A 21,446-nucleotide genomic window follows, 5' to 3' on the forward strand; every position below is an offset into this window, starting at 1 on the left:
CTGGCGGTTCAGTAGGGTCAGGCTCACCTTCAGCCTCAGCGAAGGACGCCTGGCCTTTATTCTGTAAACTGCTCTTTTGGATTGTCCTGATGCAGAGGAAAATAAACACGGACAATGAGGCCCGTGCCTTCTTTAGGCGAATCGAGTTCCACTTTGCCGCCGTGGAGATCCGTAATTTGTCTGACAATGGCAAGACCCAGTCCGCTGCCGGGACTTTTGTTTCCTAACACCCTGAAAAAACGTTCAAAAACGCGCGATTGCAATTCACTGGGTATACCCGGACCATTATCAGACACTTGGAGAACGATGTCGTCGTTTTTCTGGTAAACCTGCACCAGTACCTTGCCGGCATCCTTGCAATAGCGGATGGCATTGTCAACCAGGTTGCGGATAAGAATGCTGATGGCTGTCAGATTGCCGGCAAACTCAGGCAGGTTCTCTTCATGTTCAAACTCAAGCTCAATCTGTTTTTCGACAGCACTGGGCGCCAGCATGGCTAACACTTCACGGGTAATTTTGACCAGATTGACTGCATCAATGTCATTCAGAGAATTGGCTTCAGGAACCAGTTTGCTCATGGTTAAAAGTTGCTGCACAATGTGTGTGCTGCGATTGACACTGGCAATGAGCTTCTGCAATGCCAGGTTTTTTTCTTCCAGATCATTGGTATTTAAAGCCACCTGAGCCTGGGCTTTGAGTGCGGCAAGCGGGGTTCGTAATTCATGGGCTGCGTCAGCGGCAAAGCGCTTCTCGCGCTCAAAGCCTTCCTGCAGGCGATAAAACAATTTATTCAATTCATCAATAACGGGTTTGATTTCTTCGGGGACTTCTTCCAGATCCACCGGTTTTAAATGGGTCGGGGCGCGGTTAGCCACTTCTTGTGCCACACGGTCAAGGCTATCTAAGCCACGGCCGATAATAATCCAGATCAACAGCCCGGAAAGCGGGAAAGTGAGCAACATGATGTAAAGATCATCCTGGGCGATGCGATGCCCTAATTCATTGCGGGTATCATAGCGTTCAGCCAGTACGGTGCGTATGCCGGCTTTGTCATTGTAGGTGGTAAATACCCGCCATTTTTGATCCGAAAGGTATTTGTCGCTGAACCCGTCTTCTTCAGCGGTTAAAGGAATTTTAGGGGCGGTGGAGGAATGCAGAAGCAATTTTCCGCCGTTGGTCCAGACCTGAAAGTTAAATTTATCAAGGTAATTTTTAGGGGGCAGATCGTTTAAAAAACGCCGCTGATAATAATTTTCAATTTTCTGTGGAATAATTTCCAGGTTATTCTGAATCTTCACCAGGGGGCGCTCATGCAGATCATCCCCGAGCAAGGCCTGATAGGATAAAGCGGAAATCGCCATCAGCGTATCCAGGTGCTCCTGGATGTCTTTCTGATCGAGATAATAATTCCCTATGGCAGTTAACGTCGTCGTGATCGTGATAGCCAATAAAAGATTGATCAATAAAAACTTGCGTATTGAAGATTTCACAGACGTCAGTTACTCTCGTTCTTTTCAGCCATGTACCCTACACCGCGTATCGTACGAATGAAATTGGCATTGAGCTTTTTACGCAGATTATGAATATGAACTTCCAGCGCGTTGCTGTCGACGTCCTCATCCCACCCGTAGATGCTCTGCATTAATTGCTCTCTGGAGAGAACCTGACCACTGTTTTCCAGAAGCTTCTGCAACAAGGCAAATTCGCGACGGGGGACATTGACGATGGTGTCGTCGACGTACACGCTATGAGCAGCCGGATCAAGCGTGACATTGCGGTACTGCAGTACAGAATCGGCACGGCCGGTAGAGCGTCGAACCAAGGCTCGTACCCGGGCGCTCAACTCGTTTAAATCAAAGGGTTTGATCAGGTAATCATCGGCGCCGCTGTCCAGCCCCTTCACCCTGTCCTCTATTGATTCACGCGCCGTCAGAATGATCACCGGCGTTGCGTTGCCTTCGTTGCGAATGGCCTGTAAAAACCCAAGACCGGATAATTTGGGTAGACCCAGGTCCAAAATGATCAATTCGAATGATTCGGCTTTTACGGCAGCGCGGGCAGCCTCGCCGTCTTTAAGCCAGTCCACAATATAGCCAAATTGCGTCAGGCCGGCCTTGACGGCATCACCCAGCAATTCATCATCTTCAACCAGTAGCAATCTCATGGTTTGCTCCAAATGTTATGGCAGACTTTTCCCGGAATCCCTGGAGGGTTGGTTCTCGTCTTCCTTTTCGATAAGGTGCCGACTTAAATAAATGGCCTGTAGAAACACAAACAGTAATGTTAATCCCGCGCCGCCGAATAATTTGAAATTCACCCAGACATCCGTGCTGTAATGGTAGGCCACATAGAGATTTAGAATGCCCATCAGTATAAAAAAGCCGGCCCAGGCGTAATTCAGCCGATACCAGGTCTGCATGGGCAGCTTGATGTTATGTTCTATCATTTTCTGGATCAGCGTGCGGCTGCCGATGAAGCGTGAGCCTAAAAAAACCAGGGCAGTCAACCAATAAATGCCGGTTGGTTTCCATTTGATAAACCAGGGATCGTGAAGGATGAGGGTGGCGCCGCCCAGGATAAAAATAACGCCAAGGCCGATCAGATGCATTTTTTCGTAGCGCTGGTACTTGAGCCTGAAGAAGATAACCTGGATTAAGGAGGAAACCATTGCAACAGCAGTAGCATAATAAATGCCATACAGCTTATAAGTAATAAAGAATAGAAGTATGGGGAAAAAGTCAAACAATAATTTCATGAGTGTTTGCTAATTTTTACAGGCAGTTAAGTTATCATTAAGTATAACACACCATTTACCCGCAACTTGCAAGGGAGTTTGTCTATATTTACTTTTCTTTACGGTGTTTTAGCATCTTCCTTATTAAATCCTTCTGTTTTACTGTCAAAGCGCCTATTAAGTACTATTATTGTATAATATTTACACATTAATCGGGCAGCGCGCAGATGGGCATAAGAATCCTAAGGCCGGTTTGTTGTTTACTTTTGCATTAAGGAATGGAGCTATGGGTTTTTTTGTTGATAAGAGTCCAACCAGGCGGGTACTGGTACTGGGGGATAAAGACTGTGGGAAAAGAACCTTTCTGCTTTATTACAAGGATAATTTATGGGTGCAGGATGCAGAGCCGTTTCTCACCTTAAAGCTTAGGGATCAGGATGAAAACATGGCCATTGTTTTCGATTTGAATGAGGACATGAATGAAACCGCTATGGCTTCCCATCAGGGAAAGGAAAAGTATGATTTGATTCTCATCCTGGGTGATTTGTCCTCCCGACATTTTAATCAGGCCTGCAACACCGGCCGGGATTATGCCGAACGTTTTTTTCCACAGGTCAGCCGGATGATCATTGGCACCAAAGCCGATGAGAAATTGCCGGGTAATAACAGCGACAGCATGGCCATTGAGATTTCGGCAAAAACGGGAGAAGGATTTAACAATTTCAAGCGGGTTTTTTTGTATAAATTAAAAATGGCGCCTGATGTTTCACAGGCGCATCAGCCTTTTTCTCCCGGTACTAACTAACCGAGAATTAATTTCTGACCTGGCTTAAGCAGGCGGCTGTTGATGTGAGGGTTTAAACGGGTCAGATTAGCCACGGTTGTATTGTAGCGTTTGGCGATGCGGCTTAAGTTATCGCCCGTTTTCACCGTGTAGATGCCGGCTTTAACCACACGTTTCCAGATGATTAATTGCTGCCCTTTGCGCAACAGGGCGTGACTTGGAATTTTATTCCAGCGACGTATTTCGGCGGCCTCAACATGGTATTTGGTCTCAAGACTGTGGAAGCTGTCGCCGGGCTGGACGATATGGAGGACTTTATAAGTCTGGGTGGTTGCCGGCGTGTCAGGTGTATTGAGTACAGTCGGTCGTTTGGAGGCCGCGACACTGGTGTTTTTACTGCTTGGAATCAACAGGAACTGTCCTGCTTTTAATTTTTCTGAATGCAGTTGATTCAGCTCGCGGATCATTTTAACCGTTGTGAAATAACGCTGGGCGATGGAATTGAGGCTGTCGCCGTTTTTTACCTGATGGCGTGTCAGGCTTACCCGTTTTTCCTGAGGAACCAACGCGAGATTGCGATTAAAATAAGCCACCTTATCGGCCGGGATTAATAATTTGAATGGCTTATAGGGTGCTGTTGCCCAGCGGTTGTAACCGGGATTTAATTTAATCAGGTCGCTGTAGGAAATACCTGCCAGCTTGGCGGCATGGCTTAAGTCAATCTGGCTGCCGATGTTGACTTCTTCAAAATAGGGCGTGTGCGGGATATCCGGCAGGGTGACATGGTAACGTTGCGGGTACTTAATAATTTCAGCCAGAGCGAGGAGGCGGGGGACATAGGCTCTCGTTTCCTCGGGTACCGGCAGATTCCAGAAACGGACATTGCGCGATTGGCCGCTGTTTCTGATGGCTTTGGAGATGGTGCCTTCGCCCGAATCATAGGCGGCGATCGCCAGTATCCAGTTACCATTAAAGTATTTATTGAGGTAAGTCAGGTAATTCAATGCCGCATCGGTTGAAGGACGGATACTGCGGCGTGCGTCAAACCACCAATCCTGTTTTAATCCGAGATTATTACCGGTTCCGGGCATGAGCTGCCATAAACCGGCTGCCCCTGCTCCTGAATAGGCAAAAGGATCGTAAGCGCTTTCAATCATGGGCAGCAGGGCAATTTCGCCTGGCATGTTGCGTTTACGAATTTCAGTGACAATGTGATAAATGTAAGGTTCTGAACGTGCCAGCTTTTGCAGGTAGCTGGGGTGTGAAATAAGCCAGCGCAATTGCGCCTGAACTTCGGGTTGAGTCACTTCATGATTGAGTTTTAATTGGCCGCGTAACACATCCCAGACCGAAGGAATGGCGCTGGCGAAAGCAGCAGTGAACATGCTGCAACCGATTGAAAATAAAAGAAACAATCTCGTAACAATTGATGCCTTATACTTCAATGCAAAAGCCTGTTATTAATTATTGGCTTGCCAGTGTACTAAATTATGGCCCGGCAATAAACCCTTTTTGCTGATTTATTAACCGAATAGGTTTTAATTGGTTCTTTTGTTTATTTTGTTTATTCATAATGAATAACAAACGAACAATTTGCATTTGCAAGAAGGTCGATGCAGTTTGAACAGTGAATGGATTTCGTAAATACAATTAAAAGTCATGGTTAAACGGCATCAACATAACCGTGGGTGTATACAACACAAACTATTTCAGGTGATAAGATTGACTTTTAACCTAAAGAGTTGTACATTGGATAAAGCTAGAAAATGTCTATTTTACACTCTCCAAATCGTCGTTTTATTCATTTAATCCCTCGTTCGGTAGTTTTTAATTCTTGTTTCCGGCTAAATTCGCCTTTACAGGCATTACAATAAATACTTAAGGATACTTATGTCTAAAACAGTAAACGGAGTCGTTAAATGGTTTAACGAAGCCAAAGGATTTGGTTTTATTGAGCAGGATTCCGGGCCGGATGTCTTTGCTCATTTTAAAGAAATTTTAAGCTCTGGCTTTAAAACCCTCACAGAAGGTCAACGAGTTCAATTCATTGTGACGCAAGGAGCCAAAGGCCCTCAAGCACAAAACATACAAGCTCTTTGATTTAAATAGTTAGTCTTAAACCACTACAGCATCTGATGGCTGTAGTGGTGACCTGAAGAAAACGGCAGAGAGGCAGTATAACCTCCTGTTAATAAGAATACCGTCAATCCAGCGTATGACGCTGTCAATTTAAGAATCGTTCGGCTGACTTTGCTTCCTTACCCAAATGTCTTCTACATCCTTGTAAATGACGTGTGTTGCGTTGGCTTATGCCAGGGACCTAGTGCAGCGAATGACCCTGGCTTTCCTTTTCCTCATCGCGGCTATCGTGCGCCTGGATGGCATCGTCCACGGCCTTTTCGAGGGCTTGAATAAGATCTTCAGAGTAGGTGGTGTGTTTGCGGGCAAAAAAATCATAAATGGGATTTTTATGCGTTTCGATGGTTTCCATTTTCGGTCTATTTTTGCGCAGAGCGGACAATGTGTCTGTTATGATTTCCAAATCGCCTTTTGCCTGAAGAATACAGCAATAAAGTCCATGAAGTTTATCTCCTTTCGAACGGCGAAGCAAAGAAGAAGAGTTCATCAGAGTCTCTGCATGCTCATTTAAAGATTTCAATAAGAGCAAAACATTGCGAGGCAGGGCTTTCTCGGCGCTGTCCAATCTCAATTCATCCAAGCGCCGCTGCTGCTGCTCTTCTCTTTTTTTGCCCTCATGCTGCGAAGCCGGTGGTTCAATCCTAAGCTTGTCTTCATACTGCTGTTCAAATGTTTCAGCCAGGTAGGCGTGCATGTACGCGGTGGGATGGACATCATCCCAGAACATATACCCTTTGGCGGGCGAGATGTGTTTTTGGGTGTCGACAGGATCGTTCTGTTCCTTTTTGAAGGCTTCTGATTCAGTAAACGGGGTGGTTAATTTATCCTTATCAAAACCGTATTTTTTCGGATCGTCATAGGCTTCCTGCAGAAGGGTGCAGACATCGAACACGTCCAGGAAAATCGGCGGATTAAGTTTGACGTATTTTTCCTTCAGATGTTGACATCGCTTGGCCAGTTGCTCGTTGAAGTACAGAGACAGGAGTCGGGCATTTTTTTGTTCGTCGCCGCCTTTTCGCGCATAACGCGGCGTTAATGACAAATCAGGCAAATTAAACAGGACAAACTGGCGATAGCCCTGGGCTATCAGTTTCTCAATATTCTCTATCCGTGCATCGACTGCCCTGTCTGCTTCTTTCATGGTGGGCTTTTCGTTCACCGTAATCAGGTCATTGGCGCCTGACCATTCCACGATGAGGGTGTCTACTTTTTCAGCTTGCGTAATCTTGTATTTCTTATCATCATCCAGCAGGGATTGCCGTTTGGCGCCGAGGTTGGAGACAATTTGACGAGCCCCTTCCTTGCCTAAGTCCAGGGTAAATTCCTCGGAGTAATCATGTGCCGTTAATCCGCCTTCGCAGTAAAAACGCGCTAAGCGGTGGCCTTCATACAACACATGCAAATCATCATTAAGAGAAAAGGCATTTTCATTGCGGCGTTTAAAGCCATGATCATTGGTGAGCAGGGCATCGGCCAAATCCGCATTCCCTCGGCCGCTGTCAGGCAGTTTTCCGTTACGGCGGGCACGCAGAATTTCCAACTGCTCAACGGTGGTGGCGGCGACAAAGTCGCCCCATAAAAAGCCGTTGGTGAAACGTCCGCGCGGCGATTTGCCTTTCAGGCCGCTTAAATAATCCATGGGAATGAAACCAAACAGTTTACGGCGATCCATGGTGCCTCGATCGGATAAACTGTCACCTAGAAATGCAATATGCCTGAATTTACGAACCATTTTTTGGTCAGTGAAGTGATAATAGGTTAAATTATACTCAATTAGATCCCTTGTTGAAAGACAAGAGATTGTTAATTTGCAGGGTGCTAAGTTTTAAAATTATTTTTATCTTCCCGCAGTTGTTGAAACACCAGCAAGGGTTCCTGACTAACCAAGCCCCGACTCTGAACATAAGCAATCACTGCCGGCTCCTCGGTTCGAAGAAAGGGATTGATTTTCTTTTCTTTCTCAATCGTTGAAGGCAGGGTTAAACGGCCGGGATGCTGATCGAGCTCGTTCAGGTAACGGCTTATTTCTTCATTCTCCGGTTCCACCGTCGCTGCGAAGCGCAGATTCTGCTGCGTGTACTCATGGGCACAGTAAACTTGTGTGGCATCCGGCAAGGTTTTCAAGCGCGCCAGCGAACCGTGCAAGGCTTCCAGGGTGCCGTCAAACACTCGACCGCAACCGGCTGAAAACAGCGTGTCGCCGCAAAAAAGCAGGTTTTGCGCTTCATCATACAGGCTGATATGGGTCGAGGTATGGCCGGTTGTGCTTAAAACCTGCAGCGTCATGTTGGAAAAACAGAGCCTGTCGCCATCACTCAAGGGATGAGTCACTGCCGGAATGCGGGGATCGTCAGGCGCGTAAACAGGGGTGTTGGGCCAGGCGTTCAACAAACCTTCAACACCACCAACATGATCGAAATGATGGTGTGTTAATAGAATGGCCTCAAGCGTCAGTTGTTCTTCATTCAGGTAATGTAAAACCGGTTCACTGTCGCCTGGGTCCACACAAATCGCTTTGTGTTGTTCTTCGTTGACAACAAGCCAGATGTAATTGTCCGTAAACGCCGGAATGGGAACGATAATCATCCTCTTTTTCCTTGTAGGTTATTCCATGTAATAAGAAGAAATACCGGGATTAAACAGGGACTGTAAGTAGTCCAGGGCTTCCTTCATTTCGCCTGCCAGAGTATAGGGGGGATTGGCTATCCACAGGCCGCAACCGGTCATGCCGCCGCTTTGAGCCTTAGTCAAATTAAATTCCACGCGCAGGGTATTGGCCGCGGGGATTTCAGCCAGATTTCTAACCAATTGCTGATGGTGATAATGATCCACCAGCGGATACCACAGGCAATAAACCCCATTGGAAAAATGGGCGAAGGCCTGTTTTATGGCTTGCGGGATGTGTTTGTATTCGCTTTTGATTTCATAGGCCGGATCAATAAAAACTAAGCCGCGTCGTTCGGGGGGCGGCAGCAGAGCCTTTAATTGATGAATGCCGTCCGATTCGCTGAAAAACACCCGCTTACCCTGACGTTTTAACTGCTTAAGCTGTTCAAATTCCTGGGGATGGAGTTCGCAGCAGAACAAGCGATCGTCCTTCCTGAATTGGGCAATGGCAATGGCGGGGGAGCCTGGATAATAACGCAGAGTCTGCGTGGGGTTTTGTGCTTTAAGCAGGTTCAGGTAGGGTAGAAAAACCGGCGGCAATTGCTGTTGTTTTTCCCAAAGCAGCGAAACGCCTTGTTTGTATTCAGCGGTTTTATTGGCCTGGCTGTCTTTTAAATCATAGAGGCCGCGGCCGGAATGGGTTTCTAAATAAAAAACAGGCTTGTCCTTCTGCACAAGGTAATCGATAAGCCGGGTTAAGGTGACGTGCTTAATGACATCGGCAAAATTTCCGGCATGGTATCCGTGTTGGTAACTGAGCATAACTAATCAATGGCAAGACGACAGGACGTTGATTATAGCCTGACTGGCAAGGCGCCGCCTTCTTTTTTTCAGTCCTCATCATTGGCACGCTTTGCACTATACTTATAACGTGGAATCATTACGGAGGCCGACATGAGCTTGCACAAAGAGCAGGATGATGACAGCTACTCGTTTACCGATTTTTCTATCGAAGAGGATACCGATGAGTTAAATCGGAAAAAACACCTGCGTAAAAAACTCGAAGAACGTCTGGAGAGGAAACGACTCAAGGAAGAATTCGACGAGCTCGATGGTGATTTTGACTGGGATGAACTGGATCGTTAAAGACGATAAAGCCGCAAGTCATCACGATACGAATACAGTCTGAGGCCAAATCGGCCTTAGGCTCTTTCTTTTCCTTTTATTATCTAAATCCCATATTCCTGGTTGTTCAAATTTTTTAAAAAAACACTTAATAATTATGTGCTTAAATTTTTTAAATTTTACAATCAAATTTGTTAATACTATTCTTATATATTGAGGAATGTAAATTTTATTTTTTCATTAGGTTTTAATAAAAATTTACCCAACGGAGAAACAAAAATGAATAAGGAAATATTTGAGGGAAATTGGGAAGAAATGAAAGGTAAAATAAAACAGCAGTGGGGAAGGCTCACAGATGATGATTTACTTGAAATCGAAGGAGACAATCAAGAGATTTATGGTAAGCTAACGAAACATTACGGTTATACCAAAGACGAAATCGACAAGCAATTGGAACGATTCAGAAGACACTAAATTAAGGAGTGAACCATGTTATATTGGGCTCTTGTTTTTCTGGTGATTGCCATTGTCGCGGGTTTGTTTGGTTTCCGGGGAGTGGCATCAACAGCAACGGAAATTGCTAAAATATTATTCTTCTTATTCTTAGTGATTTTTATTGTTTTGCTGGTATTAAATTTATTGTCAGGAGCTCCTCCTCCATCACCAGCAGTAACCCCTTAACAGCAATCAATTGCTCTTTCAAATACAGGAAAAAAGCAGCGGATTACCCGCTGCTTTTTTATTTCAAACAGGCCCTCATTGCGACCCATGGCGCAAAGGGTTATAGTAAATAAAACGCAAGTTCAGGGACGAAGGGTATGATGGCATTTTTATTTCTGGTACTGGCTCTGGCGGTATCGCTTGCCTGGGCCGGACGGCGAAACCTGTCGTTCGCGACACTGGTTTTTGCTCTTTTGCTGGGCACGGCTTCTTTTCTTCACCACATCACCAGTCAGCTGAATCTTAATTTATAGGAACAGGAATGAAGACAGTGTTCATGAATCGTATGATGCAGCTTGTTAATCTCCTCAATGCCTTTGCCATTGTTCTTATTTTAATGATGGCCTTTGTTTTTCAGTTTGTTTTTAATGAATTGCCCTGCCCTTTATGCCTGCTGCAGCGGGCTGGTTTTTTAATCGCAGCGATGGGCTTTCTATTGAATTTGCGTTTTGGCCTGCGCCCGAGCCATTATGCCCTGACGCTACTAGGGGCCTTATTCACGGCCTTCGTGGCTTTACGGCAGATTGCCTTGCATGTGCTCCCTGGCAGCGGCGCCTATGGTTCAAGCATTTTAGGGCTGCACATGTACACCTGGTCCTTCATTATTTCCATGGCCATTGTGCTGTTTAATACCATCATCCTGGGTGTTGATACGCAATACCAGAACCAATGGCGCAATGCTCCGGCGACAAAATCCATCATGCATGCGGTGTCTGCTCTGTTACTTGTGCTGGCGTTAGCCAATGCTGTCGCGATTTTGGCTGAATGCGGGCTTGGGGAATGCCCCGACAACCCGACCGCCTACTTATGGTAGCGGGCTGATGTCCTGATGTGCTGCAGCAAAGACGGTGTTTTGCAGCAGGGCGGTAATGGTCATGGGGCCGACGCCGCCTGGGACGGGCGTAATCCAGCCAACCCGGGTAACCGCCTTGTCAAAATCAATATCGCCGCGCAGTTTTCCATCGGCGAGACGATGAATACCGACATCAATAATGATTTGATCGCGATGCAGCCAGTCGGCATCCACGACATCCTGTTTGCCGGTGGCTATCACCAGTACATCAGCCATGCGCACATGCTCTCTGAGATTTTTGGTAAAACGATGGCAGATGGTGACGGTCGCGCCTTCGCCTAAAAATTCAAGCCCCATGGGCCGACCGACAATGTTGGATGCGCCTATCACGACTGTATGGAGACCACGCAGGGCGATGCCATTGGCCTGAAGCAACTGGATAATGCCATAAGGCGTACAGGGTCTCAGAAGCGGCAGGCGCTGCGCCAGTCGTCCCAGATTGTAAGGATGAAAACCGTCAACATCTTTCAGAGGATTGATGCATTCAATGATTTTGTGGGTGCTCATGTGGTCGGGAAGAGGCAGTTGCACCAGAATGCCGTCAATGGCGGTTGAGTGATTTAACCGGTCGATTAAATCCAGCAATTCCTGCTCGGAGGCTTTCGCCGGCAACTGGTAGGATTCGGAGGTGATGCCTACCTCCAAGCAGGCTTTGCTTTTATTGGTCACATAAATGTGTGAAGCAGGGTCATCGCCCACCAGTATGACGGCCAGTGCCGGAGCGCGCCGACCGCTGGCAATCCGTGCCTGAATGGCCAGTTTGATCTCGTCTTTTTTTAACCGGGCAAGGGCTTTGCCGTCCAGAATCAAGGCGGTCATGCAATATCCTCGTAGAGAATATGGTGGGGCGGATTATGAAATAGCCGGCGTGCTTATGCAATGCTCTTTTCTTATAAATTGCTGAAAACCGCTTTTTAGTGGGCATTAAATTTTCAATATGAGATTTGAAAAGGCAATCAAGCCTTATTGTCATTGAACCTGTTGAATACCCGTGATGAAGATGCTATTTTTTGGCTATTAATTAAAAGGTTAGATTGTTCATGCAGGGAGCGCCAATTGAATAAGACACGGTTGTATGTCGCGATAATGGCATCTTTACCCTTTGCTGCATTTTCACTCGGCATGGGCGACATGACGGTTGAATCCTCCCTGAATCAGCCTTTCAAAGCGGAAATTCAACTGATCGATGTCGATATCCCTCTCGCCGGCATCAAAGCCCGCCTGGCCTCGGTGGAGGACTTTGCGCGCATTGGCCTCGATCGCAATGAGATATTGACCCTGCTGCGTTTTGAAATCAAGAAAAATGAGCATGGGCAGCCGGTCATTTTTATTTCCTCCCATGAGCGCATCGTTGAACCCTTTCTTGAAATTGTCGTCGATTTAACCTGGGCCAATGGCCAGCTTTACCGGGCGTACACGGTGTTGCTTGATCCTCCGGGTTATCAGCTAAATGGCGGGATAAAAGCCACGGGCTCCCCGGTCAAACTTAAAACGTATGCCAGTGAGCCGGGTGTGGTTGACAAGCCTTCCTATTCGCATGTGGTCGAGCAGGGTTCCGAGAGCAGCAAATTCCGTAAGGAGGCCACGTATGGTCCCACCGTTGCTAATGAAAGCATCTGGCAGATTGCCCAGCGCTACACCACGCCGGATACAACCATTCAACAGGTCATCTTAGCCATTGTGGGAACCAACTCTCAGGCCTTTACCCAAGGCAATCTGAACGGGTTGAAAACCGGCGAGCGTTTGCGTATTCCCTCAAGCGATGAAGTGAAGAAAGTGCCGGAAGACCTGGCGCGAGGCGAGGTGGAGGCCCATGATCTGGCCTGGCGAAACAAGGAAGAAATTAAACATGTGCTGTTGCCGCCTTACATTGATGGCGTTGCTGGCACGTCACAGTTCGACAACCAGTCATCGACCAAGCCTATAACCAATCCAGCCACGGGTGCAAGTCCCTCCAATATTCCCCAGGCGCCGGTCTTTAATCAGCAAAAAACCACCCAGGGCAATGCTTTTACGGATATCTTCTCCACCGCGGATTCACTCATGTCGGCGGAAGACAGCAAAAAGCCGGCGGCTGCCGGCAAGCAGCCGGTTAAACCGGATTCAGCCATGAAGGCGGAGATGGACGTGACGAATGCAGCCATTGATTCCATGCGTCTGGTTAACTCGCAATTGAAAAACCAACTGCAATCCCTGGAGAAGAACAATAAAGCGCTGCAGGAACAAATGAGCAAGCGCGATGAGGACATCAGGCAACTGCGCGAACAAATGGCATTACTGCTCAAGCAGCGCCAGGCCATTGCCGCCCAGACAAGCCAGATGCAGACTGAAGACGATTCATCCAATTTATGGATTTACCTGTTGTTGATACTGGCTGCCGGTGGCCTCGGCGCTTTTACCTGGCTTTTCCTGAAACAAAAAGCAAACCGCCGCAATTCCCTGTCGGAGCCGGATGATCATCCGAATCAGGATATACCTCCTCTACCCGTCAAGCCGCTGCTGCAGACTCAGGCCATTGAGCCCGAGCGCTCAGAGGACACCGAAAGCCCGGCAGACTCTACCGGCGCTTTGAGCGATGGCGATAAAACAACCACCGACAAACCCCGGTCTAAATCCAAATCCAAATCCAAAGACGCATTAATCATTCACCAGGCAGCCATTGAACCGGCTGCAGTCAGTGTGGAGCCGACAGACAGCTCCCCGGCGGAGGAGCCGGCCGCGGCAAGTGCCCTGGACGAAACGAGACCTGATGTCAACGAGACGGTGGCTGAACAAGCCATTGAAAGTCCTGCCGTTGTGAAAGAGCCTGTACAGCCGGAACCGCCGATGGCCATTCATGATAATGAAGAGCCTCTCGCCTACGAGTTGACCGAAGAGCCTGCTGCTGTTGCTGACGAAGCGGAAAAGGCGTCTGAGAAAAAAGAATTCAAGCGGCCTTTAAGTGATCTGCTGAAAACCGCGGCCGATTACCCCGTCGAGGTGGTGGGTATAGACAGTCAGGTGCATGAGGCAAAGCAACCGGAGACGCCCGCTGAAGAAGAACCTGCACCCATTCAAGAGGAAACTTCCGAATCCGACCATTTTGTGCTTGATTTTGAACCCAGTCTTGAAAAAATGGTGGAAGAGAACAAGCAAAAGCAAACGGTTTCTGAGGAAGTGGAGCAGGCTGCGGAGGATGGACTTGATTTTATTTCAACCCCCATTGAAACAAAGGCAGAGGAAAAGGCGGCCTTACCTGAGGTGGAGACAAGGGATGATCATGCTCTGGATTTTGAGGCTGGTTTGCATTACGAACCGGAAAGACTCAAACCTGAAAAGGCCGAAAGCCAAACCATCGAATCGCCTGAGATAGACGAACTGCTAAAATTTGACGAGGAGGCCAATGAGGAAGGCCCGGTCATCCATTTTGACAACCCTGCCGAGGAAGAGAAACCAGACGACGTTAACGCCGCACCGCTTAAACCGGAACCAGAACAAAAGCCTGGAAAATCCACTAAAGCCAGTCAGAAAGATGACTATGAATTTGACACCATCGCGCTCGACAACCCGGAAGCAGACGATGAGCCGTTTGCCGCGGCAAACGAGGGGGATAATGAATTTAACTTCGAGGCTGAGTTTAGTGGGGATGATTCTGTAGCCGACCTCCCTGTTGAGGCTGATGAGGTAGCCGATGAATCGGAAGAAAGTAAGAGCTCGGCTGAAGAACAGAAGCTGGTGAAAAGTAAAAAAGCCCTGGATACCCTGATGGCTTTGGCGAAAACTTACCTTAGTATGGATGATCATGAGGCTGCCAGGCAGTCCCTGCAGGAAATCGTCGAATTCGGTAATAAAAAACAACGCGCGGAAGCTCAGAAACTGCTGGATGAAATGGATAAAAAATAATCGTGTTCGTGAGGTTCACCTTTCACGGAAGCAGACTGGACAAACGCGGGCTGGTGTTATACATTGACCCTTTTGGGCAGGAATAGTGATGCGTATTGCCTTAGGGGTTGAATACGATGGATGCCAGTACCATGGCTGGCAAGCACAAACTGGCCTGCATACCGTTCAGCAAGTTATCGAATCAGCGCTGTCAAGAGTCGCTGATTGTCCGATTAGCGTTGTTTGTGCAGGCAGGACGGATACAGGCGTCCATGCAACCAACCAGATTATCCATTTTGATTGCGACAAGGAACGAACCATTCGTTCCTGGATTCACGGCGCCAATTCGTTTTTACCCAAAGACGTCTGCGTAAAGTGGGGGCGGGAAATGCCGGATGAATTCAACGCGCGTTACTCAGCCTTGTCTCGCCGTTACCGTTACATTATTTACAATGCATCGATACGCCCTGCTCTGCTGAGGGGGAATGTGACCTGGCAGTATCGGCTCTTAGACCATCAATTGATGGCGGAGGCCAGCAAATACTTAGTCGGTGAAAATGATTTTACTTCGTTTCGTTCCGTCGAATGCCAATCCAATACGCCGATGCGCAACGTGCATCAATTGCAGGTGGCACGTATGGGTGATTTAATCGTCATTGACATTACCGCCAATGCCTTTCTTCATCACATGGTGAGAAACATTGCCGGCGTGCTCATTGCCGTGGGTTCCGGCAAAAAGCCGGTAGAGTGGGTAAAAGAAGTGCTTCTGGCCCGCGACAGGCGCCTTGGCGCAGAAACCGCACCGCCTTATGGCCTTTATCTGGTAGCGGTTACTTATCCCAAGGAGTACGGCGTGATGCAAATGGCACCCGGACCTTTGTTTCTTGGAGAGCGTTGATTGACCTCAAATCGCATAAGAATAAAGATGTGCGGTATGACCCGCGAGGACGAGGTCCGGCAGGCGGCAGCAATCGGAGCGGATGCGGCGGGGTTTATTTTTTATGACCGAAGCAAGCGGTCTATTTCAATCCAGCAGGCCTATGAATTGATGCAGGCGATGCCTCCGTTGATGAGCGCCGTCGCTGTGGTCGTTAATCCGAAGACGGCACTGGTTGATGAAATTGTGAGAAAATTACCGATTCAATGCCTGCAGTTTCATGGCGATGAATCCCCTGAGTTTTGTGAGCAGTTTGCCTTTCCCTACATCAAGGCTATTCCGGCGGTTTCTGCGGAGGCGATTGTAAGGGCTGCAGACCATTATACCGCCGCCAGGGCTATCCTGCTTGATACGCCTTGCGATTCCCGCGGCGGCAGCGGCAAGGTGTTTGATTGGCGTACCATTCCTCCATTGCTCGATAAAGCGGTGATCATGGCGGGCGGGCTGCATGCCGGCAATGTCAGGGAAGCGGTCAGCATTTATCGCCCCTATGCGGTGGATGTGTGCAGCGGCATTGAATCGGCCCCCGGAATTAAAGATCATCATCAAATGAAATTATTTGTTCAGGCCTTAGGAGACATGTAGATGCGTTTCAGCGATCTTCCTGATGAACACGGCCATTTTGGCCCGTATGGCGGTGTGTTTGTTGCCGATACCTTAATGCAGGCTTTGCAGCAGTTAAAGACAGCCTATGAAAAATACCGTTTGGATCCTGATTTTCTGGCGGAACTGACGTCAGAATTGAAGGATTATGTCGGTCGAGCTACCCCCTTATACCATGCAGAACGGTTGAGCAGACAACTGGGCGGGGCAGGTATCTATTTAAAGCGCGAAGATCTTAATCATACCGGCGCACATAAAATCAACAATACCGTGGGACAGGGGTTATTGGCCAAGCGCATGGGCAAGACCCGCATCATCGCTGAAACCGGTGCCGGCCAGCATGGCGTGGCTTCCGCCACGGTGGCAGCCAAACTGGGTCTTGAATGTGTCGTGTACATGGGCTCGGAAGACATCAAACGCCAGGCCAGCAATGTTTATCGAATGAAACTTTTGGGTGCTGAGGTGGTGCCAGTCACCGCCGGTTCCAAAACCCTGAAAGATGCCCTGAATGAAGCCATGCGCGATTGGGTAAGTAACATCGACAACACCTTCTACATTATCGGCACCGTGGCAGGTCCCCATCCTTATCCGCAGATTGTCCGTGATTTTCAGGCTGTGATTGGCCGTGAAGCCCGTGCGCAAATGCTTGAAAAAACCGGTGCTCTGCCGGATGCGCTGGTGGCCTGTGTGGGGGGCGGTTCGAATGCCATGGGGCTGTTTTATCCTTTCCTGGATGATGAGTCTGTCGCCATTTATGGCGTCGAAGCGGCGGGCAAAGGGATTGAAAGCGGTGAACACGCTGCTTCATTGATTGCAGGTAAACCCGGCGTCCTGCATGGCAACCGCACTTACCTGCTGTGTGATGAAAACGGCCAAATCAAAGACACTCACTCCATCTCCGCAGGGCTTGATTATCCCGGCGTGGGGCCTGAGCATGCCTATCTAAAAGATCAGGGCCGTGTCCAGTACGTGCCCATCACCGATGAAGAGGCCCTTCAGGCATTCCGTACCCTGACACGGACAGAAGGCATTATTCCGGCACTGGAATCCAGTCATGCGGTGGCGTATGCCATGAAGCTGGCAAAGACCATGGCGCCTAACCAACGAATCATTGTCAATTTGTCGGGACGCGGCGACAAAGACATGCATACCATTGCCGCGATTGACAATCTGACCATTTAACGCAGGCAGGACGTAATGAATCGAATTGATGCATGTTTAAAACGATTGCAAAACAGCAATAAAAAAGCCTTAAGCCCTTATATCACGGCCGGGGATTTGCAGCCTGAAAGAACCGTGGAGTTGATGCACGCGCTGGTCAATGCTGGCGCTGATATTCTCGAGATCGGTATCCCTTTCTCCGATCCCATGGCGGAGGGGCCGGTGATTCAGGCGGCTATGGAGCGTTCGTTGCAAAACGGCACGACCTTGAAAACGGTTTTGCAGTACGTGACAGAATTTCGCCAAAAGGATGTCACCACGCCCATCATTCTGATGGGGTATGTTAATCCGGTGGAAATTCATGGCTATGAGCGTTTCGCCCGTGAGGCGAAAGCAGCGGGTGTGGATGGCACCATTTTAGTGGATTTGCCGCCCGAAGAAAGTGAAGAGGTTGCTGGAATCTGGCGTGAGTCAGGGCTTTATATGATTTATCTCTGCTCACCGACTACCAGCGATGAACGCATGGATCGCATCAATCGCTTCGCGCAGGGTTATCTTTATTACGTGTCCTTAAAAGGGGTAACCGGCGCCAGCAGCTTTGCCCTGGATGAGGTCAGAAAACACTATCAGCATCGTCAATCGCAAACCCGCTTGCCGCTTATGGTAGGATTTGGTATTAAAACGGCAGACATGGCCGCTCAGGTGGCCGATTTTGCCGACGGAGTGATTGTGGGAGCTGCGCTGGTGGAACGCCTCTTCGACAGTTATAAGCGTAAGGACGATTACATTTTACAAGGCGTGACTCTGATTGCAGACATGCGCCGCGCCATCGATGAATAATGGATAAAAACATGACAGAAAGCAGTGAAAAAAGAGCCCATTTTATACGCCAGTTGATTACCGACGAATTAGCCAGCGGCAAACATCAACAAGTCGTGACCCGTTTTCCGCCGGAGCCCAATGGTTACCTTCACGTAGGCCATGCCAAATCCATCTGCCTGAATTTTGGTCTTGCCGAGGAATTCAAAGGGCGTTGCTATCTTCGATTTGACGATACCAATCCCATTAAGGAAGAAGAAGAATTTGTCAATGCCATCATCGACGATGTGAAATGGCTGGGCTTTGAGTGGTGCGACATGACGCATTCCTCAGACTATTATCAACAACTCTATGATTACGCGGTGCTGTTGATCAAGGCAGGGAAAGCCTATGTTGACAGCTTAAGCATGGACGAAATCCGCTCTTACCGCGGCACATTGCAGATGCCAGGTAAAGAGAGCCCTTACCGTAATCGGTCCATGGAGGAAAATCTTGATTTGTTTGAACGGATGAAAGCCGGGGAGTTCCCTGATGGCGCCCATGTGCTTAGAGCGCGCATCGACATGCAGTCGGGTAATGTGAACATGCGCGATCCGGTTTTATATCGCATACGCCATGCCAGCCATCAGCGCACGGGTGACGAGTGGTGCATTTACCCCATGTACGATTATGCGCACCCCATCTCCGATGCCCTGGAGCATATCACGCACTCCCTGTGTACCCTGGAGTTCCAGGATCACCGCCCATTGTATGACTGGTTCATTGAAAACCTGCCGGTGCCTGCCCGCCCCGTGCAGACGGAGTTCGCCCGCTTAAACCTTTCCCATACGGTGACCAGTAAACGCAAATTACGCGAACTGGTTGAGAAAAAAATAGTCTCCGGCTGGGATGATCCGCGTCTGCCGACTTTGCGGGGCATGCGTAAACGCGGCTATCCACCGGCGGCTATACGCCAATTTTGTGAAATGATCGGTATCTCCCGCAGCGATTCAGTCATTGACATGTCCCTGCTCGAAGAATGTGTTCGGGATGAATTAAATAAAGTGTCGAAACGTGCGCTCTGTGTGCTGGAGCCGCTTAAAATCGTCATTGACAATTACCCTGTCGATCAGGTTGAAGAGTTAACCGCGGCTTTCCATCCTCAGGATGCCAATGCCGGAAGCCGCACGCTGCCATTCAGTCGCGAGCTTTACATTGAGTGCTCCGACTTTATGGAAGATCCGCCCAAGGATTATTTCCGTTTAGCACCGGGGCGGGAAGTGCGTTTGCGTAATGCCTATGTTATCCGTGCCAATCAGGTTATTCATGATGATAACGGGCAGATTATCGAAGTACGCTGTACCTATGATCCAGACACCTTAGGCAAAAACCCGCCTGATCGCAAAGTGAAAGGGGTGATTCACTGGGTGTCGAGTCAACACGCTTACCCGGTTAAAATCCATCAATACGATCGGTTATTTAATGACGCGAACCCGGCGCGCGAGGAGGATTTCCTGCAATTCCTTAATAAGGATTCCTTACAGGTTCGTGAGGGATTTTGCGAACCCTCGCTGGCGAAACAACCTGTGGGGGAAACCTTCCAGTTTGAACGGTTAGGGTATTATTGCGTCAACGAGGTGGAAAATCATAAGGTCATGGCCTTTCACCGCATTGTCGGACTAAAGGATACCTGGGGCAAAACGAGCTAAGAGGAAGGCATGTTATATTTATACAATTCACTGACCCGAAAAAAAGAACAATTTGTACCCATTCATCCGGGAAAAATCGGCTTGTATGCCTGCGGCATTACGGTGTATGACCGTTGTCATTTAGGCCATGCCCGTTCCATGGTGGCCTTTGATGTCATGGTCCGTTTTCTGCGTGCTGAAGGTTATGACGTGACGTATGTCAGAAACATTACCGACATTGATGATAAAATCATTGTCCGCGCTAATGAGCGGCACATGCCGATTGATCAGCTGACATCCCTTTACATTGAAGCCATGCATGAAGATGCCCGTGCCCTGAATATTCTGCCGCCCGATGTGGAGCCTCGTGCTACGGCCCATATTGAAGCCATTATTCGCCTAATCGAACGTTTGATGGCAAAAGGCTTTGCCTACGTCAGCGACAATGGCGATGTCTGTTTTGAGGTTGAGCGTTTTGAAGCCTATGGCAAACTGTCCAATAAAGAAATTGAGAACTTAATTGCCGGGGCGCGCATCGACGTTGTCAGGGAAAAGCGCTCGCCGCTTGATTTTGTGCTGTGGAAGAAAGCCAAAGCCTCAGAACCCAGCTGGCCTTCACCCTGGGGTGATGGCCGCCCAGGCTGGCATATTGAATGTTCTGCCATGGCGATGCAGGAATTGGGCGAACAATTTGATATTCATGGCGGCGGCCTGGATTTGCAGTTCCCGCATCACGAAAATGAAATTGCCCAGAGCGAGGCAGCCAGCGAAAAACCGTTTGCCAATTATTGGCTGCACGTCGGCATGCTGCAGGTTAATAATGAGAAGATGGCGAAATCAGTCGGGAATTTTTTCACGATTCAGGATGTCTTGAAAAAACACCATGCGGAAGCGATCCGCTATTTCCTGTTAAGCAGTCATTACCGCAGTCCCCTGAATTATTCCGAAGAGAATCTGCATAATGCCCGCAAGGCGTTGGCGCGACTTTATCAATCCATCAAAGACATTCACTGGGATGACTCGTTGACCCTGCATGAAAAATGGGAAGCAGCGTTCGCCGCAGCCATGAATGACGATTTCAATACCCCTGTAGCCTTGTCTGTGTTATTTGATCTCAGTCATGAAGTCAATAAAACCCGCGATCCGCAACTGGCTTTAACACTTAAGCATTTAGCCGGTGTGTTAGGGCTCATGCAATCCAATCCCCTGGATTTCCTGCAGGCTGGTTTGAATGAAGAAGACAAGGAGGGCATTGAACAATTGATTCAGGAACGTCTGCAGGCACGCGCTAACAAGAACTGGGCCCGTGCTGATGAAATCCGGGATTCATTGGCTAAGTCAGGAATCGAGTTATTAGACGGCCCGCAGGGGACAACCTGGCGAAAAGTCAGCGATTAAGCACAATCAGGGCTCTTGGGCTATAGTTAGTTTATCGT

The 21,446-nt window shown here is 48.5% G+C and carries 22 protein-coding genes; 14 read left to right on the plus strand and 8 right to left on the minus strand.

The annotated features are described in order from the left end of the window. Positions 1-56 precede the first annotated feature (56 nt). From Lrub_RS06690 to Lrub_RS06700, 3 genes are read right to left on the minus strand one after another with little or no spacing between them, the layout of a single operon-like run. Complete coding sequence (locus Lrub_RS06690) at positions 57-1,490, minus strand: ATP-binding protein (protein WP_058531388.1); 1,434 nt, start codon at positions 1,488-1,490, stop codon at positions 57-59. A gap of 5 nt (positions 1,491-1,495) precedes the next feature. Beyond that, entirely contained in the window at positions 1,496-2,164 is a 669-nt protein-coding gene (locus tag Lrub_RS06695; protein WP_058531389.1) for a response regulator, read from the minus strand. 15 nt (positions 2,165-2,179) lie between these two features. Next, positions 2,180-2,755: a septation protein A gene (locus Lrub_RS06700; RefSeq protein WP_058531390.1), complete on the minus strand. Its 576-nt coding sequence runs from the start codon at positions 2,753-2,755 to the stop codon at positions 2,180-2,182. A 265-nt stretch (positions 2,756-3,020) separates the two neighbouring features. On the opposite strand from Lrub_RS06700, the gene Lrub_RS06705 reads away from it, so the two are divergent. Then, positions 3,021-3,539 (plus strand): hypothetical protein, encoded by a 519-nt coding sequence (locus Lrub_RS06705; RefSeq protein ID WP_058531391.1) that lies wholly within the window; start codon positions 3,021-3,023, stop codon positions 3,537-3,539. On the opposite strand, the gene Lrub_RS06710 is transcribed toward Lrub_RS06705, so the two are convergent. After that, positions 3,536-4,903, minus strand: coding sequence for a lytic transglycosylase (locus Lrub_RS06710; protein ID WP_058531392.1), 1,368 nt, complete (start codon positions 4,901-4,903; stop codon positions 3,536-3,538). The genes Lrub_RS06705 and Lrub_RS06710 overlap by 4 nt on opposite strands. Positions 4,904-5,408: 505 nt before the next feature. On the opposite strand from Lrub_RS06710, the gene Lrub_RS06715 reads away from it, so the two are divergent. Then, entirely contained in the window at positions 5,409-5,618 is a 210-nt protein-coding gene (locus Lrub_RS06715) for a cold-shock protein (RefSeq protein ID WP_058531393.1), read from the plus strand. Between the two features lie 220 nt (positions 5,619-5,838). Here the strand turns inward: Lrub_RS06715 and Lrub_RS06720 are convergent, their stop codons facing one another. The 3 genes from Lrub_RS06720 to Lrub_RS06730 all read right to left on the minus strand — a co-directional run bounded on the left by Lrub_RS06720 (position 5,839) and on the right by Lrub_RS06730 (position 9,086). Further along, the gene (locus tag Lrub_RS06720) at positions 5,839-7,389 is read right to left on the minus strand and encodes an SGNH/GDSL hydrolase family protein (RefSeq protein WP_058531394.1); all 1,551 of its coding nucleotides are present in this window, start codon (positions 7,387-7,389) and stop codon (positions 5,839-5,841) included. Between the two features lie 86 nt (positions 7,390-7,475). Next, positions 7,476-8,243, minus strand: coding sequence for a hydroxyacylglutathione hydrolase (gene gloB, locus Lrub_RS06725; RefSeq protein WP_058531395.1), 768 nt, complete (start codon positions 8,241-8,243; stop codon positions 7,476-7,478). Positions 8,244-8,261: 18 nt separating this feature from the next. Next, entirely contained in the window at positions 8,262-9,086 is an 825-nt protein-coding gene (locus Lrub_RS06730; RefSeq protein ID WP_058531396.1) for a 23S rRNA (adenine(2030)-N(6))-methyltransferase RlmJ, read from the minus strand. A 132-nt stretch (positions 9,087-9,218) separates the two neighbouring features. On the opposite strand from Lrub_RS06730, the gene Lrub_RS06735 reads away from it, so the two are divergent. The 5 genes from Lrub_RS06735 to Lrub_RS06750 all read left to right on the plus strand — a co-directional run bounded on the left by Lrub_RS06735 (position 9,219) and on the right by Lrub_RS06750 (position 10,923). Continuing rightward, complete coding sequence (locus Lrub_RS06735; protein ID WP_058531397.1) at positions 9,219-9,410, plus strand: hypothetical protein; 192 nt, start codon at positions 9,219-9,221, stop codon at positions 9,408-9,410. Positions 9,411-9,668: 258 nt separating this feature from the next. After that, the gene (locus Lrub_RS06740; RefSeq protein WP_058531398.1) at positions 9,669-9,863 is read left to right on the plus strand and encodes a CsbD family protein; all 195 of its coding nucleotides are present in this window, start codon (positions 9,669-9,671) and stop codon (positions 9,861-9,863) included. Between the two features lie 15 nt (positions 9,864-9,878). Then, the gene (locus Lrub_RS06745) at positions 9,879-10,070 is read left to right on the plus strand and encodes a DUF1328 domain-containing protein (protein ID WP_058531399.1); all 192 of its coding nucleotides are present in this window, start codon (positions 9,879-9,881) and stop codon (positions 10,068-10,070) included. 137 nt (positions 10,071-10,207) lie between these two features. After that, on the plus strand, positions 10,208-10,363 hold the full coding sequence (locus Lrub_RS14725; protein WP_156413028.1) for a DUF5993 family protein: 156 nt from the start codon (positions 10,208-10,210) through the stop codon (positions 10,361-10,363). Between the two features lie 8 nt (positions 10,364-10,371). Beyond that, positions 10,372-10,923, plus strand: coding sequence for a disulfide bond formation protein B (locus Lrub_RS06750; protein ID WP_065235723.1), 552 nt, complete (start codon positions 10,372-10,374; stop codon positions 10,921-10,923). Here Lrub_RS06750 and folD read toward each other — a convergent pair. Next, positions 10,915-11,781: a bifunctional methylenetetrahydrofolate dehydrogenase/methenyltetrahydrofolate cyclohydrolase FolD gene (gene folD / locus Lrub_RS06755; protein WP_058531401.1), complete on the minus strand. Its 867-nt coding sequence runs from the start codon at positions 11,779-11,781 to the stop codon at positions 10,915-10,917. The genes Lrub_RS06750 and folD overlap by 9 nt on opposite strands. Before the next feature lie 237 nt (positions 11,782-12,018). Here folD and Lrub_RS06760 point away from each other — a divergent pair, with 237 nt between their 5' ends. The 7 genes from Lrub_RS06760 (at position 12,019) to cysS (ending at position 21,408) form a co-directional block, all read left to right on the plus strand. Next, positions 12,019-14,844 (plus strand): FimV/HubP family polar landmark protein, encoded by a 2,826-nt coding sequence (locus Lrub_RS06760; RefSeq protein WP_133134135.1) that lies wholly within the window; start codon positions 12,019-12,021, stop codon positions 14,842-14,844. An 88-nt stretch (positions 14,845-14,932) separates the two neighbouring features. Continuing rightward, positions 14,933-15,721 (plus strand): tRNA pseudouridine(38-40) synthase TruA, encoded by a 789-nt coding sequence (gene truA / locus Lrub_RS06765; RefSeq protein ID WP_058531403.1) that lies wholly within the window; start codon positions 14,933-14,935, stop codon positions 15,719-15,721. Continuing rightward, positions 15,722-16,345, plus strand: coding sequence for a phosphoribosylanthranilate isomerase (locus Lrub_RS06770; RefSeq protein ID WP_058531404.1), 624 nt, complete (start codon positions 15,722-15,724; stop codon positions 16,343-16,345). Next, the gene (trpB, locus tag Lrub_RS06775) at positions 16,346-17,545 is read left to right on the plus strand and encodes a tryptophan synthase subunit beta (protein ID WP_058531405.1); all 1,200 of its coding nucleotides are present in this window, start codon (positions 16,346-16,348) and stop codon (positions 17,543-17,545) included. Between the two features lie 15 nt (positions 17,546-17,560). Continuing rightward, a complete protein-coding gene (trpA, locus tag Lrub_RS06780) occupies positions 17,561-18,364 on the plus strand; it encodes a tryptophan synthase subunit alpha (RefSeq protein ID WP_058531406.1) in 804 nt (267 codons plus the stop codon). Between the two features lie 11 nt (positions 18,365-18,375). Then, a complete protein-coding gene (locus tag Lrub_RS06785; protein ID WP_058531573.1) occupies positions 18,376-20,031 on the plus strand; it encodes a glutamine--tRNA ligase/YqeY domain fusion protein in 1,656 nt (551 codons plus the stop codon). A gap of 9 nt (positions 20,032-20,040) precedes the next feature. Then, a complete protein-coding gene (gene cysS, locus Lrub_RS06790) occupies positions 20,041-21,408 on the plus strand; it encodes a cysteine--tRNA ligase (protein ID WP_058531407.1) in 1,368 nt (455 codons plus the stop codon). Positions 21,409-21,446: the final 38 nt, after the last annotated feature.

Origin of the sequence: Legionella rubrilucens (assembly GCF_001468125.1) — a bacterium.
Classification (GTDB): Bacteria; Pseudomonadota; Gammaproteobacteria; order Legionellales; family Legionellaceae; genus Legionella_C; species Legionella_C rubrilucens.